16 protein-coding genes and 1 riboswitch are annotated in these 16,549 nt (G+C 36.8%); of the genes, 7 read left to right on the top strand and 9 right to left on the bottom strand.

Going from position 1 to position 16,549, the window contains the following annotated elements; genetic code table 11:
* Positions 1–55: 55 nt before the first annotated feature.
* The 3 genes from Q0794_RS13740 to Q0794_RS13750 all read right to left on the bottom strand — a co-directional run bounded on the left by Q0794_RS13740 (position 56) and on the right by Q0794_RS13750 (position 2,238).
* Complete coding sequence (locus Q0794_RS13740) at positions 56–265, bottom strand: hypothetical protein (RefSeq protein ID WP_298942842.1); 210 nt, start codon at positions 263–265, stop codon at positions 56–58.
* A gap of 877 nt (positions 266–1,142) precedes the next feature.
* A complete protein-coding gene (crp, locus tag Q0794_RS13745; RefSeq protein WP_025565472.1) occupies positions 1,143–1,781 on the bottom strand; it encodes a cAMP-activated global transcriptional regulator CRP in 639 nt (212 codons plus the stop codon).
* A gap of 226 nt (positions 1,782–2,007) precedes the next feature.
* On the bottom strand, positions 2,008–2,238 hold the full coding sequence (locus Q0794_RS13750) for a YheU family protein (RefSeq protein ID WP_298942848.1): 231 nt from the start codon (positions 2,236–2,238) through the stop codon (positions 2,008–2,010).
* A 286-nt stretch (positions 2,239–2,524) separates the two neighbouring features.
* Between Q0794_RS13750 and Q0794_RS13755 the strand changes: the two genes are divergently transcribed.
* Positions 2,525–2,830: a cytochrome c gene (locus Q0794_RS13755; protein ID WP_298942849.1), complete on the top strand. Its 306-nt coding sequence runs from the start codon at positions 2,525–2,527 to the stop codon at positions 2,828–2,830.
* A 101-nt stretch (positions 2,831–2,931) separates the two neighbouring features.
* Here the strand turns inward: Q0794_RS13755 and Q0794_RS13760 are convergent, their stop codons facing one another.
* The 5 genes from Q0794_RS13760 to Q0794_RS13780 form a co-directional block, all read right to left on the bottom strand.
* Entirely contained in the window at positions 2,932–3,534 is a 603-nt protein-coding gene (locus Q0794_RS13760; RefSeq protein WP_298942851.1) for a peroxiredoxin C, read from the bottom strand.
* 242 nt (positions 3,535–3,776) lie between these two features.
* Positions 3,777–4,619: a 1,4-dihydroxy-2-naphthoyl-CoA synthase gene (gene menB / locus Q0794_RS13765; RefSeq protein WP_298942853.1), complete on the bottom strand. Its 843-nt coding sequence runs from the start codon at positions 4,617–4,619 to the stop codon at positions 3,777–3,779.
* Positions 4,620–4,651: 32 nt separating this feature from the next.
* Positions 4,652–5,437: a 2-succinyl-6-hydroxy-2,4-cyclohexadiene-1-carboxylate synthase gene (gene menH, locus Q0794_RS13770; RefSeq protein WP_298942855.1), complete on the bottom strand. Its 786-nt coding sequence runs from the start codon at positions 5,435–5,437 to the stop codon at positions 4,652–4,654.
* The gene (menD, locus tag Q0794_RS13775) at positions 5,424–7,187 is read right to left on the bottom strand and encodes a 2-succinyl-5-enolpyruvyl-6-hydroxy-3-cyclohexene-1-carboxylic-acid synthase (RefSeq protein ID WP_298942857.1); all 1,764 of its coding nucleotides are present in this window, start codon (positions 7,185–7,187) and stop codon (positions 5,424–5,426) included. Before menD ends, menH begins: the two co-directional genes overlap by 14 nt.
* 10 nt (positions 7,188–7,197) lie before the next feature.
* The gene (locus Q0794_RS13780; protein ID WP_298942858.1) at positions 7,198–8,520 is read right to left on the bottom strand and encodes an isochorismate synthase; all 1,323 of its coding nucleotides are present in this window, start codon (positions 8,518–8,520) and stop codon (positions 7,198–7,200) included.
* A gap of 173 nt (positions 8,521–8,693) precedes the next feature.
* Between Q0794_RS13780 and menA the strand changes: the two genes are divergently transcribed.
* The 3 genes from menA to Q0794_RS13795 all read left to right on the top strand — a co-directional run bounded on the left by menA (position 8,694) and on the right by Q0794_RS13795 (position 12,221).
* Positions 8,694–9,608: a 1,4-dihydroxy-2-naphthoate octaprenyltransferase gene (menA, locus tag Q0794_RS13785; protein WP_298942860.1), complete on the top strand. Its 915-nt coding sequence runs from the start codon at positions 8,694–8,696 to the stop codon at positions 9,606–9,608.
* A gap of 204 nt (positions 9,609–9,812) precedes the next feature.
* Entirely contained in the window at positions 9,813–11,906 is a 2,094-nt protein-coding gene (gene fusA / locus Q0794_RS13790; protein WP_298942861.1) for an elongation factor G, read from the top strand.
* Between the two features lie 168 nt (positions 11,907–12,074).
* Complete coding sequence (locus Q0794_RS13795) at positions 12,075–12,221, top strand: hypothetical protein (protein WP_298942863.1); 147 nt, start codon at positions 12,075–12,077, stop codon at positions 12,219–12,221.
* A gap of 423 nt (positions 12,222–12,644) precedes the next feature.
* On the opposite strand, the gene Q0794_RS13800 is transcribed toward Q0794_RS13795, so the two are convergent.
* Positions 12,645–13,145, bottom strand: coding sequence for a PaaI family thioesterase (locus Q0794_RS13800; protein WP_298942864.1), 501 nt, complete (start codon positions 13,143–13,145; stop codon positions 12,645–12,647).
* Between the two features lie 113 nt (positions 13,146–13,258).
* Here Q0794_RS13800 and Q0794_RS13805 point away from each other — a divergent pair, with 113 nt between their 5' ends.
* From Q0794_RS13805 to thiC, 3 genes are all read left to right on the top strand, one after another.
* Positions 13,259–13,558, top strand: a complete 300-nt coding sequence (locus tag Q0794_RS13805; protein ID WP_298942866.1) for a DUF134 domain-containing protein — start codon at positions 13,259–13,261, stop codon at positions 13,556–13,558.
* A gap of 11 nt (positions 13,559–13,569) precedes the next feature.
* Positions 13,570–13,962 carry a NifB/NifX family molybdenum-iron cluster-binding protein gene (locus Q0794_RS13810; RefSeq protein ID WP_298942868.1) on the top strand — a complete coding sequence of 131 codons (393 nt, stop codon included), beginning with the start codon at positions 13,570–13,572 and terminating at the stop codon, positions 13,960–13,962.
* 248 nt (positions 13,963–14,210) lie between these two features.
* Positions 14,211–14,352: riboswitch (TPP riboswitch) on the top strand.
* A gap of 91 nt (positions 14,353–14,443) precedes the next feature.
* On the top strand, positions 14,444–16,438 hold the full coding sequence (gene thiC / locus Q0794_RS13815) for a phosphomethylpyrimidine synthase ThiC (RefSeq protein WP_298942870.1): 1,995 nt from the start codon (positions 14,444–14,446) through the stop codon (positions 16,436–16,438).
* The last annotated feature ends 111 nt before the right edge of the window (positions 16,439–16,549 follow it).

The following is a 16,549-nucleotide window of genomic DNA, read 5'->3' on the forward strand; positions in this document are numbered from 1 at the left end:
GTGATAGTCAAAGAGTAATAAAAATGTGCACTAGGGATTGGATGAATCTGATCAGCTAATTAGGCGGAATGGTATTAGGTACGAGTGGTAGAGGGCTATGACGGCTTTCCATTGCTAAACACTTAATACGAACATCTCTGTTGACTGACGTCAGCAGTTTTTCATTTAGCGTGTTCAATAATGACTGATGAGTTACGTTGATAGTCTGACGAGTTGACGGACAGGCAAGGTTGACGAGTCGTAGAGCTCTACGACGTATTTCCATTGCCAAGCTTGCTACACTTTAAATACACTAATAATCCCTATTGACTATGAAAGCAGAGATTTTTCGTTTTATCATTTCATTTTATTAGAAGAGCGTTTTTTGACCTTGGGGCGCAGGCTTTAGCCTGCCAGTATGCGAGCCATCGCATACAACGATTAGCAACACTGAGCAAAGCGAAATAATATGATTTTGAATACGTCAAAAGACCAACCTCAAAAAGTCGGCTAACAAGGAATTGTAGAACCCCTCCGCTCAGACTATTAGGCGGCGCCTAATACGGCAACCAGTAATATTAAGCTAAAGCTAAAGCATCATTGTCGTCACTACTTATTAGCGTTCATCATTGAAAGGTATTAAGTAGGTATTGAACTCCATTTACTTCGTTGGCCATAGTTAATACTTTTAAGCATACTGTCAGTTTGAAAAAGGATGTGCACAGAGCTTATTTGCTGATCATATTAACTTACTGGTTAATTTGTCTAGCGCTCCTAATCGTAAGCTCTGCTTAATTACTATCACTACTTATTAATACATTGAAATACTAAAAAGTGTACCAAAGCTTATCACCTGATAAGACTAAACAGTGGTTAACTCTCACTGAATCCTTAATGCGAAGCTTTTACTTAATTGCTGTCGTTTGATTGTATCGACTCTCTATTAGTTTACTTCGCTCACCATGTTTTATCGTTATATACACCGAGGAGGATATTTGTAAGCTCAATAGAGGTTTTCATTGATGTTATTAATATCTCCTATAAAAAGACGCTTAATCCTATTCGTGTGCTTTAGTGATTTATAACATGAGGAACTAAGGGAAGTGTTTAGATATAAAAAAACCGCAATTAAGCGGCTTTTTTATTATTATATTTAGAGACGACTAACGCGTACCAAATACAACGATTGTTTTACCATGAGCAGAGATAAGACCTTGCTCTTCTAACATTTTCAAAATACGTCCAACAGTCTCACGTGAACAACCTACGATTTGACCAATTTCTTGACGAGTAATTTTGATTTGCATTCCGTCTGGATGAGTCATTGCATCAGGTTGTTTAGCTAAATCTAGTAAAGTATTAGCAATGCGGCCTGTTACGTCTAGAAACGCTAAGTTACCTACTTTTTGACTTGTCACTTGCAGTCTATTTGCCATTTGGCGTGAAAGACGCATTAATATCTCTGGATTTACAGTAATTAGCTGAGTAAATTTTTTGTAAGATATTTCTGCAACTTCACATGCTGATTTTGCTTTTACAGATGCGCTACGAATTGGGTTTTCTTCTTTATCAAATAAGCCTAATTCACCGATGAAATCACCTTGGTTAAGATAAGATAGAATCATTTCTTTTCCATCTTCATCTTTAATCACAACAGCAACAGATCCTTTAACAATAAAGTATAAAGTATCAGCTTTTTCACCTGCGTGGATTAGCATGCTTTTTGCTGGGTATTTATGTGTATGACAGTGTGATAAAAACCATTCTAACGTTGGATCGGTTTGAGGTTTGGTAATGATCATAAACTTCCCTTTGTCTGTAGTGAATAGCTAAGCGCTATTTCTTTTAATTTGTTGCACTAAAAAATAGTTATGTATGAATTGTATCGTTTTTTTTTCAAACTCTGTAATATTTATGAGTATTAGTTGTGCAATAAATTAGATCTTTGTCATAAATAAGGTTTAATTATAACTATGATTTTTAATTCTGTACTAGAGCACACTGATTTTAGCTAAAAACTCGATAAAATCATTTTATTTGTGTTTGTTGGAACTCTTGTTTACTAATTAAAGTAACGCTCTCATTTAGCTCTGAATACATGATATAAATATCTTCATTTTTTATTTGCTGGGTAATTTGTGCAGTCTTTTCTTGCAATGAAAATTCAACTTCACCGTAATCTGTACCTTCCCGTAAAATATATTGTTCAATTAAATTATTTAATGTTGTTTGATCAAGTTGTTGATAAGGTATTTTCATAGAGGCTCATTTAGTCTTTTATTTAACAATACATGAATTTACTCGTTAAGTAAGGGGTTGTCAGGGGATTGATTAAAAAAACAATAAGTAATAACTTAATACCCTATTATAATGAGATCCTTTTTTATTATTGAGCGAAACTTAATGGTATAAAATGAATTAACGTTTATTTTAAAAAAATTTAATTGTATTAATATTGATGCATTAATGATTTATATCATATCAATTAATTTGTAAGTGATTAGATTAGCAAAGTATAAAGTGATTGTTTTTATGAGGGATTAAAATGAACAAAAAGTTACTTGGGTTATTATTTGTAGGTCTTCCTTTTTTTGCTCATGCTGCTGATATTGATGCAGGCAAAGCTAAATCTGCTGTTTGTGCTGCATGTCATGGTGCAGAAGGTATCTCTGCTATACCGATTTATCCTAATCTTAAAGGTCAAAAAGAAGCTTATCTTGTTTCTGCATTGAAAGCGTATAAAGCGAATCAACGTCAAGGTGGTATGGCTGCCGTGATGACAGGGCAAGCGACTTTATTAAGTGATGATGATATAGCTAACCTTGCTGCTTATTATTCATCGTTAAAATAATCTAGTGACGATTACTGTCATAAAATCTATTAGATAGTAAGTTGCACGATCAAAAATGGCCTCAAAGAGGCCATTTTATTAATAATCAAACACAATGTTGATTATAGGTCGTCTGAGTGACCAGATAAGTATTTTGCTACGCCTTCTGGAGAAGCTTCCATACCAGCTTTGTCTTTTGCCCATTGTGCAGGACAAACTTCACCGTGCTCTTCATGGAATTGTAATGCGTCAACCATACGTAACATTTCATCGATGTTACGACCTAAAGGTAGGTCATTAACTACTTGATGACGAACAACACCGTTTTTGTCGATTAAGAAAGAACCACGTAATGCAACGCCTGCTTCTTCTAATTCAACATCGTATGCTTTACATATTTCGTGCTTAACATCAGCAACTAGTGGGTATTGAACTGCGCCGATACCGCCATCATTGATAGCAGTGTTACGCCATGCATTATGAGAAAATTGTGAATCGATTGATACACCAATAACTTCAACACCACGAGCCTGAAAATCTCCAAAGCGCTTGTCAAAAGCAATTAGTTCAGAAGGGCATACGAAAGTGAAATCTAATGGGTAAAAGAAGATGACTGTTTCTTTACCATTTGAAAATTCTTTTAGGTTGAAACTATCTACAATTTCACCATTACCTAATACTGCTGCTGCTGTAAAGTCTGGAGCTTGTTTGCCTACTAATACCATGGGATTTTCCTATATATTAATTAAAATGTTGTTATGGTTTTGTTAATGACCATAACGGCCTATGATGCTTTAAATTAATGCTTTATGGAATTGTTTTATCAATTAACTTGATAGGGGTTAGCTATTATAATGTTTTTAATTATATGTATTTAAAAACAGAACAAGTACTGTCCGCACAATGAATGTGCGGATTTACTGGTTGAATATAGATGAAGAGTGTTAAATATTTATTAAGACATCAATTATGGATTTCTGGAGTATTTACTAAAGTCTGGTTTACGCTTTTCATTAAAGGCATTTCGTCCTTCTTGCCCTTCTTCGCTCATATAGAAAAGCATGGTTGCATTACCGGCTAGCTCTTGTAATCCTGCTTGACCATCACAGTCTGCATTGAGTGCCGCTTTTAGGCAGCGTAATGCCATTGGACTATTTTGTAATATTTCACGGCACCATTTCACGGTTTCTTGCTCAAGTTCATTTAATGGGACAACGGTATTCACTAACCCCATGTCGACCGCTTCTTGAGCATCATACATGCGGCAAAGAAACCAGATCTCACGTGCTTTCTTTTGACCCACAATACGTGCCATATAACTAGCCCCCCAACCCCCATCAAAAGATCCTACTTTAGGGCCTGTTTGACCGAACTGAGCATTATCAGCGGCAATGGTTAAATCGCACATCATATGCAAAACATGTCCTCCACCTACTGCGTAACCTGCCACCATTGCAATAACTGGTTTAGGACAAGTACGAATTTGGCGTTGAAAATCTAACACATTTAAATGATGACCACCTTGTTCATCTTTATAACCTGAATCACCACGAACACTTTGATCGCCACCTGAACAGAATGCTAAATCGCCTTCTCCAGTCAGAATAATGACACCTATATCTTGGTCGTAACGCGCATCATTCAAAGCTTGCATCATTTCATTAACCGTATGTGGTCGAAACGCATTACGAACTTGTGGGCGATTGATAGTTATTTTGGCGATACCCTCTGCTTTATGATAATAAATATCTTCAAATGCTAAAGGGCTAGCTTGCCATTGTATCTTTGCATATAAGTCTGATTCGTTCATCGCGGATCCCATCATTAAATTAGGTAAAATTATTAATCATCTAAAAGAATATGTTTAATGTTGTTCGCGTAGTTTATTGGGTCTTGTTGATGCGTGTTATGACCTAGACCATTAAAACATTGAATTTTTATATTTTTTGTTTGTGGAATGAGTGCTGCTATACCTGTAAATTTGGTATCTTTTTGTCCATAAAAATAAGAAATAGGTAAGGTTGTTTTATTTAAAAAGGGCAGTGAGCATTGTTGATTGGCAAGGCTGGTTGAAAGCAACATATTAGCTAAAAAAACACCATAATTATGATTTCTTTTTTCAATGGTGTCGTCTTTTTGCTGATCGCTTAAATCATCAAAAATAGGTTGCTCATACCATTGATATAAACTTTCTTCGATTGACTGTGTAGAGAATCGTTCTGCCCAATTATGATCAAATTGATAACGCTTTTTTTTATCTTGGTCGTTATCTAATCCTACATGACAAGACTCTAACATTAAGTGCTTCAATCGAGGATCGTTCTGAGTACGCGCATAATCTAATGCAATGCGGCCACCTAATGAGTAACCAATTAAAGTAAAAGACTTAATATCAAGTGCATCTAAGGCAAACCGAATGAGCCTATGGCAACTACCAAAACCATCTTCTAATGCCACCGCACTACTCACTGAACGACCGTGACCAGGTAAATCAATGGTGACACAATGAAAATCATTTTTAAGTTCTTCAATAGTACTTTGCCAATCCTTCCGGTTACCTAAAAATCCATGTAAGAAAACTAAAGTAGGGTGTTGATTTGAACCTTGTTGTTCACTATATAATGGCATGTTGTAACTGCTCCTTGATAGCTTGTAACTGAGTTGCGGTTAATTGATTGCTGACACACACTTCAATTAACGTTGTTTTATTATCTTTAGTAATAAGTGCATCTTGATAATGGGTTTTAAATTCAGAGAACGTTGTTGGTTGTTGATAGTTAATTGAAAATTGAGCACAGGTATTTTTGAAGGTTAAACCGTGTGGTAATTGATAAAATACCTGTTTCTCAGATTCAGGGACGGGTAATAAATTAAAAATACCGCCACCATCATTGTTCAATAGCACAATCACAAAAGGTTGTTGTAATTGTGTTAGTAAAGTTAAAGAATTTAAATCATATAAAAAAGAAGTATCGCCAATCACTAGACTCGTAGAGGTCTTCTTATTTTTAGCAATACCGATAGCAGTTGCAACTAATCCATCAATACCGCTTGCTCCTCGATTACTATAAATATGCGCTTTTGTTTGTGCGAACATATCGGCTAAACGAATGGCCATACTGTTTGCTAATACTATGTTGTTAGTACTTTGATTGAGCATATAAGTTGCACAGTTAATTTCACTCATTTGCTCGCCTGTTACATATTCATTAGTGATGGTTGCTAATGCGCTTTTATAACGAGTTACTTTGTTAAACCAATTGCTATCTATGCTTTTATTATTCGTCACTTGTTGAACAAAACAACTTGGATAGGCAACAAAACGTTGTCCTACACAATGGCTAGGATCAAGGCGTTGTGTATGCTCTGAGATTTCCCAAATAGTGGCGGTAGATGAACTGATTAGTTGATTTAAACGCTTACTGATTAAGTGATCGGAAAATTGCAAAATAAGATCGGTTTGTTGCACTAGTTGCTTAAAGTTTTCATTCTCTAATAATAAATCATAGCCATTTATATTATGAGATGAGCCTTGTAGTTGCGATTGAATATCTGAAAATAATATTAAGTTAAATCGAATACAAAACTGTTCAATTGCCAATGCTTGTTTCTTATCTTTAATACGACCGACAACAACCAATATTTTTTGTGCATTCAAATCTATTTTTTGGTTTTCTGGAAATACATTGCTTGAAAGTGATCGGTTCTGCGCAGCGCTATTCGCATGATGATAGATGGTAAAGGGAGATTGATGAGTGTCCCATCCCTTTAAGCTGCTTAAATAAGCTTTGAAATCTATTGTTTCATTGTGAGGATAGAAAGGTTCCGTAAACGCGATATTAAAATGAATTGGGCCTAATTTCATTTGTTGTTGAAATAAACCTTGGTCAATCGTTGTTAATAGAAAGTTGCTTTTAATAGACGTTGTTGGGCTTGGTATTTGGCAAAAAAACACCGGGTAATCAGCAAAGATTTTATGTTGATCAATTGCTTGATTAGCAGTGCAGTCGATCAGCTCAGGTGGCCTGTCGGCAGAAATGATAATCAGTGGAACATGGCTTTGTTTAGCTTCGATCACTGCTGGGTATAAATTGGCAACGGCGGTGCCCGATGTGACGATAACGACAACAGGTTTGGCTGATGCTTGGCTTAACCCTAAGGCAAAAAAACCTAAACCGCGCTCGTCAAAATGTACATGTGTTTTAGCATTAGGATGTTTAGCCGCTGCTAAGGTTAAAGGGGTTGAGCGTGAACCTGGCGCAATACAAAAGTCGTTAATACCATGGCGTACTAATTCTTCAATAAATAAACTAGCCCATAATAAATTAATATTATGATACTTATGAGTGAAGGTATTTTCTTTCTCTACCTGCGCCATCGAGAGTCCTCTAATGTGTACCTAGTATTGTTAAAATAGTTTGTATTTTATTATCGAGTTCTTGCCACTCTTGTTCTGCAATAGAGCCTGTGACGATACCTGCGCCTGCGAATAATTTAATACAATTTTTACTGATTAAAGCGCTTCGTATTGCGACACTAAAATCGCTTTCATGTTCACTTATACAACCAACCGCACCAGCATACCAACCTCTATTATAAGGTTCGTTATCATTAATAAATTGCAATGCAGGTAATTTAGGAATACCACCTACAGCAGGTGTTGGGTGTAATTTATGTAATAAGTGACTATCTTGCGTGTCTTTTGTTAACTGTGCTTTGATCGGGACACATAAATGCTGCACATTTTGTAATTGCATGACATGAGTGGGTAAACAAGTGACTTGGGCTTTTAATTGTTTTAAATTAGCAATAATAAATTCTTGAACGATGTGATTTTCTCGATCTATTTTTTTATCATTTAATAAACTTTGTAATAGCAGTTCGTCTTCGCGCTGATTACGCCCTCTATTAATTGTTCCTGCTAAAGCTTCCGTAGTAATTTGTTGGTGTTGACGTAAAAACAAACGTTCGGGTGAACAGCTAATGAAACTGCGCTGATTAGAAAATTGTAACAGATAGTGAAAACTATTGGGGTTTGCTTGTTGCCATAGCGCCATCATATCCCATGAATCAATAGGCGTTTCGAAGCATATTTCAGTTTGTCGTGATAACACTACTTTGGGTAATAAGGCCTTGTATTCTATTGCTAGCTCGACTAAATCAGCCCATTGTTCTTTAGTCGGGGTATCTTGGCGTTTGAATAACTGTGGTGAAAATGAGATCAAAGGTTGTGGGATATTAAGTGATTTAAGGGTGTTAATTGAGTCCTGGACAGCGTTCCGGCCATTAAACTGAAATATCACTTTGTATTCTTTTTGTGGTGCTTGCTGTAGTACTTGAAATACAATTAAGGGGCGAATAAACAGAGTGGCAGGAAAGTCTGGCCATTGTTCGCCTTGTTGTTGGAATGCTAATCCGCCTATATAGAGTTCATCGTTAGTTGCTTTAGGTATATGATCTAGTTTCTCAATGGCCCCGAAGCTGGCGAGTGTTTTATTTTGTTCTTTATTTTGCCAGTAAATACGCGGTAATAAGTTAGGGTTTTGCTCAATGGCTATGTTTTGTCCTTTTAATAAAGGCAGTAAAGCAATAGCATCAATAATTACATTTAAGTTTTTGTCAGGATATTGACCATTAGCAATACTAAATGATTGTAATTTCTGTATTAATTCTTGTTGGATTAGTTGAAATTGGTACGTGTCTTGATTCATAAGTCAGCGGTATATTTATCCATTTATGTTTGATAATGTAACGCGATATTAACCTCATTCATAGCACTCTTAATAAAATAGTACCGATAACAAATAGTACTGATAATAAAAAGTGTCGTTAAAAAATAGTATAGTTAACCAAAATTATAACCCTCATTTTATAGGATTTTTTAGTGAAGCGACTTCAAGTCTGGATCCAAGCGTGTCGATTACGTACTTTACCTTTAGCAGCAGCATCTATTATTGTGGCTGGTGGGTTAGCACAACAACATCAAGTATTTAACCTTGGGATATTTTTGTTGTCCTTGTTAACAGCGTTGTTATTACAAATATTATCTAACTTAGCGAACGATTATGGGGATGCGTTAACGGGAGCGGATGATCAAAGAGTTGGCCCAGAAAGAGCAATGCAAACTGGGCTTATCACTGCAGGCGCGATGAAAAAAGCAATTATTATTGTGACGGTTGCATGCTTAATCTCAGGTTTATCACTACTTAATCTCTCTTTTGCTGATGACCTTCATCATTGGTTAATTTTTCTGGGGTTAGGTGTTGCTGCTATTACCGCTGCGATCACCTACACCATGGGTAAGTTACCTTATGGATATAGAGCAATGGGAGATATTGCTGTCTTTATGTTTTTTGGATTATTAGGCGTTTTAGGGAGCTTTTATTTACAAGCTCTTTCATTGTCGGCTTCTATTCTTTTACCCGCGTTTAGTGTGGGCTTGTTAAGTGCGGCTGTTTTAAATGTTAATAATATGCGTGATTTTTACAGTGATAAAGTCGCTAATAAAATTACTCTCGTCGTTTTATTAGGGCGTAAAAAAGCATTTATTTATCATTTATTACTTATCTTCACGGCTATGTTATGCAGTGCGATATACATTTATAACTTGCCTGGTAGTCAATTTTGGCAATACTTGTTTTTATTAATTGCGAGTCCATTAATTAAAAGCTGTATTGAGCTTACCGAAGCGATTAATAAAGACGAGCATAGTGGGGATGTTTTTAATGAGCAACTTAAAAATACCGCGATCAGTACCTTTGTCTTTTCAGTCTTATTTGCAATTGCTTTGATCACTTAATATTGTTTGATTATTCGACAAACAACTGGTGTTATAGCCAGTTATTCTGTTTTTTTTTGCTATTTTCATAAAACATGACAAAATAAAGTCGAAAAAAACAACATATTTCCGCTTTTTTCTAAATACTGTGTTCTGTTTAACTACAAAGATTGTATAATGCCGCGGGAATATAGCCTCCAATTTTTTACATACAGAGTATAAAAAATGACAGATTTAAGTAAATACAGAAACATTGGTATTTTCGCGCACGTTGATGCGGGTAAAACTACTACTACAGAGCGTATCTTGAAACTTACTGGACAGATCCACAAAACTGGTGAAGTACATGATGGCGAATCTACAACTGACTTCATGGAACAGGAAGCTGAGCGCGGTATTACTATCCAGTCTGCTGCTGTAACTTGTTTCTGGGATGATCATCGTTTTAACGTTATCGATACTCCTGGACACGTTGACTTCACAGTTGAAGTTTACCGTTCACTTAAAGTATTGGATGGCGGCATCGGTGTATTCTGTGGTTCTGGTGGTGTTGAACCACAATCAGAAACTAACTGGCGTTACGCGAATGACTCAAAAGTTGCACGTATTATCTTCGTAAACAAATTAGACCGTATGGGTGCTGATTTTTACCGTGTAGTTAAGCAAACGCAAGACGTATTAGGTGCTAACCCACTAGTTATGGTTCTACCAATCGGTATAGAAGACGACTTCTCTGGTGTTGTAGATCTATTAACTCGTAAAGCATATGTTTGGGATGACTCAGGTCTTCCTGAAAACTTCGAAATCACTGATGTGCCTGCGGACATGGTTGATAAAGTAGAAGAATACCGTGAAATGTTGCTTGAAGAAGCACTAGGTCAAGATGATGAGCTACTTGAAGCTTACCTTGAAGGCGAAGAGCCATCTTTAGAAGACATTAAACGTTGTATCCGTAAAGGTACTCGTACAATGGAATTCTTCCCTACTTACTGTGGTTCTGCATTTAAAAACAAAGGTGTTCAAAACATTCTTGACGCTGTTGTTGATTACCTACCTTCACCTACAGAAGTTGATCCACAACCTCTTACAGATGAAGAAGGCGAGCCAAACGGTAAATTCGCACTTGTTTCTGCTGAAGAAAGCTTTAAAGCACTAGCATTTAAAATCACAGATGACCGTTTTGGTTCATTAACTTTCGTACGTATCTACTCTGGTACGTTGAAGAAAGGCGATACCATCATGAACGCTGCTACAGGTAAAACTGAGCGTGTTGGTCGTATGTGTGAAATGCAAGCTGATGATCGTAACGAACTTACTTCAGCACAAGCGGGCGATATCATCGCTATCGTTGGTATGAAAGGTAACGTTCAAACTGGTCACACATTATGTGATCCAAAAGATCCAATCATTCTAGAAGCAATGGTTTTCCCTAACCCAGTAATCTCTATCTCTGTTACACCAAAAGATAAAGGTTCTACTGAGAAAATGGGTATTGCTATCGGTAAAATGGTTGCAGAAGATCCTACATTTAAAGTTGAAACTGATATCGACTCTGGTGAAACAATCCTGTCTGGTATGGGTGAGCTTCACTTAGATATCAAAGTTGATATCCTTAAACGTACATACGGTGTTGATTTAATTGTTGGTGAACCTCAAGTTGCTTACCGTGAAACAATCACACAAGCAATCGAAGATTCTTACACACATAAGAAACAATCTGGTGGTTCTGGTCAATTCGGTAAAATTGATTACCGTATCAAGCCTGGCGAACCTGGTTCTGGTTTTGCGTTTAAATCAATTGTTGTTGGTGGTAACGTACCTAAAGAATTCTTCCCAGCTATCGAGAAAGGCTTTAAAAGCATGATGGATACTGGTGTACTTGCTGGTTTCCCTGTACTTGATGTTGAAGTTGAACTTTTTGATGGTGGTTTCCATGCCGTGGATTCATCTGCAGTAGCATTTGAATTAGCAGCTCGTGGTGCATTCCGTCAGTCTATCCCTAAAGCAGGCGCACAACTTCTTGAGCCTATGATGGCTGTAGACGTGTTCACTCCAGACGACCATGTTGGTGATGTTATCGGTGACCTTAGTCGTCGTCGTGGTATGATCGCTGGTCAAGAGCCTGGTGCTTCTGGTGTTCGTATTAAAGCTGACGTACCTCTTTCAGAAATGTTTGGTTACATCGGTTCACTACGTACAATGACTTCAGGCCGTGGTCAGTTCTCTATGGAGTTCAAAAACTACATGCCTTGTCCTTCATCAGTATCTGATGCTGTGATCGAGAAAGTTAAAGCTGAAAAAGCTGCAGCTAAAAAATAATCTTTTTCCTAAATTAGGATAAAGAAATATTTTTAAGTTGATAAACCCTGATAATGAATGTTATCAGGGTTTTTTTATGTCTAATTCTAAATAATAAAAATGTTTGAGCATTAACTTCAGTTCACTAAGTATAATGCTGCAGGGCGAATTAGGCGACAGCCTAATGTTATGAGCGAAGGAACTCTGCGACTCCTTTGGTGGTCAGTTCTCTATGGCATTCAAAACACCATGCCTTACCCTTCATCAGTATCTGATGCGCTTTATGAAGTAATACTCGAGAAAGTTAAAGCTGAAAAAGCGGCAGCTAAAAAATAATCTTTTTCCTAAATTAGGATAAAGAAATATTTTTAAGTTGATAAACCCTGATAATGAATGTTATCAGGGTTTTTTTATGTCTAATTCTAAATAATAAAAGTGTTTGAGCATTAACTTCAGTTCACTACGTGCAATGCTGCAATGCTGCAGGGCGAATTAGGCGACAGTCTAATGTTATGAGCGGAGGAGCTCTGCGACTCCTTTGGTAGTCAGTTCTCTATGGAGTTCAAAAGCCACATGCCTTGTCCTGTTCAGTTTCTGATGCGTTTATGAAGTAATAGTCGAGAAAGTTAAAGCTGAAAAAGCTGCAGCTAAAAAGTAATTCTTAACTCGTCACACTTTTTCTTAAGCTCCGATCATGAAAATGATCAGGGCTTTTTGTCACTGTATATTTCTTAATGTATAGGTGTTTAATTCGGCTAGTTATTCTTTCCTACCAAAGCCTTTAGTCATAAAGCGAGCATTACTTTTTGCCATTAAGATTCCATTTACATATAGCTCTGCTTCTACTTTATGCAGAGGGTGTCGAGAAGAGATAACTCTACCTACCATTAATATTTCACTGTTTACGTTTACTTCATGTAAGAAACGAATATTCATATCACCTGTGACACCTTCGATCTCTTGATTAAAAAGTGCCTGACACATACTGCTGTCCAACAAAGCTGATAAAAATCCTCCATGTAAGATCCCTTCGTAGCCTTGCTGGTGGATTGAACTTTTAAAGTATGCGAATACTTGCTGAATGTGATCGCTATAAAAATTTAGCTTTAAGCCTAAAACAGGGTGACTTCCACATAATACGCAATGTTGATGACTTGGATGTTTGCAGATTAATGTTAAAGAAGGCGTTGATTTATCTTGCGAAAGTAAGTGTAGTTGTTTTATTAATTGCTCTTTTTCTGCTTGGTGAGTAGACGACATTATTGGCCTCTAAGGTGTATCTTACTTAAGTAATTGGCATATGCTAATTACTTAAGTAAGATAGCATGCGTAAGCCTAATTGAGAACCTAAAATAAAATCGTTGAGAGTGTAAATGAGACCGAAAATAAAACGCCATATTTGTACTGATAGTTTTGCTAAGTGCAGTTTATTTAAACCAAATGGGATTCCGGCTTCTGAACTTATCAAAATAAATATTGAAATGGACGAATTTGAAGCCATTCGTTTAGTTGATCTTGAAGGCCTTTCTCAACAGGACGCTGCTAAAAAAATGCAAGTTTCTCGTCAAACTTTTGCCAATATCTTGAAAAAATCACGTTTTAAAATAAGTAATGCATTGATTAATGGTCATGCACTAGTGTTACCCGATGAATTAGTTACTGTTGATAATTAAGGACAAATACCATGATTTACGCTATCGCAATGATCAATAATAAATTGTCTCACCAGTTTTCAAAATCTGAGAGCTTCGCCTTTTATAATGAAAAAAATCAGATCATAGCAGTGCATGATAATCCAGCTTTAGACATCACTGGTTGTTCTGCAAAGTTATTAATTATTCAACTCTTACAAGAAATGCACTGCGACGTTGTGATTGTTAGAAAAGTAGGTGAAAAAACCTTAGCAAAACTACTGAATGCAGGTTTAAAAATAGAGCAAGGTAATACAAGGGATGATATTGAAACATTATTAGAAAGTGCTAAATTACATCGTCGATCTTTAAATGCACCTGAGCAAGGGGTATTAAAAAAAGCATCACATAAAAATGCTGGTGGTCGATGCTGTAGTCATCATTAAACAATATATCCGGTGCTCATCAACTTTATGACTCGGATCTCTTTATTTCTTATCTGGATGATTTTTGCATCTGAATATTAATAATTTTTATTTAATTTCAAATAATAAGTGGTTTAGGTTATTGGTTTAAATCACTTAACTATTTCCTTGTCCAATCCTTAAATGATAATCATCATTTAAGGGTTAAGAACTTTTTTACTTAATTCTCTTCTCCTGTTTAACTTGATTTCTTTTTCTTCTATACTGCCTGCTTCTTGTCGGAGTGCTAATGGGAATTCCCCAAAGGCTGAGACCACACAAAATAATTACTTAATTTTAAAAAGTAATTATGTGGGATCCGTGGAACCTGATTGGGTTAATACCTACGAAGGGAACAAGTAGAAAATACTAAGATCTTAGTATTTCTAACTTCCACACCTATTCGACAAGCACTCTTCTTATTTTTTATAAGTTTTTTATAATAAACCAGGTAAAGAATGCTATGTCTAAAGAAATAAATTCAACATTAAAAACAACTGACCGTAAAGGTTTATCTCGTCGCGAATCACGTCAAGCTGCACAGGACTATATTCAAAATTTGAATAATGAGTCTTACCCTAACTCTGAAAAAATATTTATCGACGGTGACATTCACCCAATTAAAGTCGCAATGCGTCAGATCCACCAAACTGATACCTTTGTTGGTGGCAGTGAAGAAAATCCAGTCTATGAAAAAAATGAGCCCATTCCCGTTTACGATACATCAGGTCCTTATACTGATCCGAATACTAGAATAGATGTTCATGCCGGATTACCAAAATTACGCCAAAGTTGGATAGAAGCGCGTGATGACGTTGAAACACTCGAGGGAGTAACGTCAGAGTTTGCACAAACGCGTTTAGCGGATGATTCATTAGATGAATTACGCTTCTCAAATTTACCTAAGCCTTTACGAGCACAAAAAGGTAAGTGCGTGACACAAATGCATTACGCTCGTCAGGGTATTATCACGCCTGAAATGGAATATATTGCCATTCGAGAGAACCAAGGTCGTGAGCGTATTAAATGTGAAGCATTACACTCACAGCATCTAGGACAAAGCTACGGAGCAAATTTACAGGAATCGATTACGCCTGAATTTGTGCGCTCAGAAGTGGCGAGAGGCCGTGCGATTATCCCATCAAATATTAACCACCCAGAATTAGAACCGATGATCATTGGCCGTAACTTTTTAGTGAAAGTGAATTCTAATATCGGTAACTCTTCTGTCAGTTCTTCAATTGAAGAAGAAGTGGAAAAATTAGTATGGTCAACGCTATGGGGCGGAGATACAGTAATGGATTTATCAACGGGTCGTAACATTCATGAAACACGTGAATGGATTTTACGTAACGCACCAGTACCAATCGGTACCGTACCAATTTATCAAGCCTTAGAAAAAGTAAATGGTGTCGTAGAGGATTTAAGTTGGGAAGTATTTCGCGATACGTTAATCGAGCAAGCTGAGCAGGGGGTGGATTATTTCACTATTCATGCAGGCGTATTGTTACGTTTTGTTCCTATGACGGCAAAACGTGTCACGGGTATTGTTTCTCGCGGTGGCTCTATCATGGCGAAGTGGTGTTTGACTTACCATAAAGAAAATTTTGCTTACGAATACTTCCGTGAGATTTGTGAAATTTGTCAGCAATATGATGTGTCATTATCACTAGGTGATGGATTGCGTCCGGGGTCAGTGGCTGATGCAAATGATGAAGCACAGTTCTCTGAGTTAGAGGTATTAGGAGAACTGACTAAAGTTGCATGGGAATATGATGTGCAAGTGATCATCGAAGGCCCCGGTCATATACCAATGCAGATGATCAAAGAAAACATGGATAAGCAATTAACAGAATGTTTTGAAGCGCCTTTCTATACATTAGGTCCATTAACCACTGATATTGCACCGGGTTACGACCATATCACCTCTGGTATTGGTGCTGCACAAATCGGTTGGTATGGCTGTGCCATGTTGTGTTATGTGACACCTAAAGAGCATTTAGGGCTGCCGAATAAAGATGATGTAAAAGTGGGGTTGATTACTTATAAAATTGCTGCACATGCTGCTGATTTAGCAAAAGGTCATCCTGGCGCACAAATTCGTGACAACGCTTTATCTAAGTCTCGTTTTGAATTCCGTTGGGAAGATCAGTTTAATCTTGGCTTAGATCCGGTTACCTCACGTGAATACCATGATGAAACGTTACCCCAAGAGTCGGGTAAAGTAGCGCATTTCTGTTCTATGTGTGGTCCTAAATTTTGTTCCATGAAAATAACTCAAGATGTACGTGACTTTACTGCTAAATTGGATTCTGGTGAGATATCTATCAAGATATTAGATGAAACTATTGTGATGGCTGCAGGTATGACAGCGGAACAAGGCATGGCCATTAAAGCCAAAGAGTTTACTGATAGTGGTGCTGAAATATATCAACCGCCAGTGCTCGATAAAGCTTAATCGTAGCGAGATTTACCTTAACTCATTATTTAAAGTGATCATTTTTCTTATTCATTGAGCACTTTCTAAGTGAATTAAAGTAAACCTCTTGGTGCTAATTTCCGTACAATA

The organism is uncultured Psychromonas sp., from assembly GCF_947489755.1.
Lineage (GTDB): Bacteria > Pseudomonadota > Gammaproteobacteria > Enterobacterales > Psychromonadaceae > Psychromonas.